Origin of the sequence: Achromobacter sp. GbtcB20 (genome assembly GCF_019091095.1) — a bacterium.
GTDB classification, from domain to species: Bacteria; Pseudomonadota; Gammaproteobacteria; order Burkholderiales; family Burkholderiaceae_B; genus Achromobacter; species Achromobacter mucicolens.
In genome coordinates this window covers 1-560 of the sequence record NZ_JAGXJZ010000185.1, presented here as the reverse complement: position 1 = coordinate 560, position 560 = coordinate 1, and the positions used below count along the sequence as shown (strand labels likewise).

The following is a 560-nucleotide window of genomic DNA, read 5'->3' as shown; positions in this document are numbered from 1 at the left end:
GTCGCCACCCGCGAGGAGGCGCTGGCGCTGGCGGCCCGCTGTCCGGCGGCCGAGTGGGCGACCATCGAGGTGCGCGCGCTCGCGCCCTGTTTCGAGAGCTGACAATATTTTTTGCATGGCGTGTCGATTCCCGGCCCGCCCGTTCGTCGTGGTAATGCAAACCGGTTTGCACGGAGCGTCCGCTCCGGGCCGGCTTCTTTCAGGAGAACGAACATGCGCTTCATGATCATCGTCAAGGCCAGTCCCGAGTCCGAAGCCGGCGTCATGCCGAGCGAGGAATTGCTCAACGCGATGGGCGACTACCACCAGGAACTCGCGCGCGCCGGGGTGCTGCTCGATGCCAACGGCCTGCACCCGAGCAGCCGCGGCTGGCGCATCCGCTACAGCGGCAAGGAGCGCGGCGTCGTCGACGGGCCCTTCACCGAGTCCAAGGAAATGATCGGCGGCTACACCATGATCGGGGTGCGCTCGCGCGAGGAAGCCCTGGAATGGGCGCGCCGCTTCCCGAACCCGCGCGGCGAAGGCATGGACGCCGAGATCGAGGTGCGCCAGGTGTTCGA

1 protein-coding gene and 1 pseudogene are annotated in these 560 nt (G+C 67.5%); both read left to right on the top strand.

Features of this window, described 5'->3' with window-relative positions:
* Window positions 1–102: pseudogene (locus tag KVT32_RS32310) on the top strand (dehydrogenase); the annotation flags it as partial.
* A 111-nt stretch (window positions 103–213) separates the two neighbouring features.
* Window positions 214–560, top strand: a 347-nt coding sequence (locus KVT32_RS28475) for a YciI family protein (protein WP_217619249.1), incomplete at its 3' end; no start/stop codon positions are given.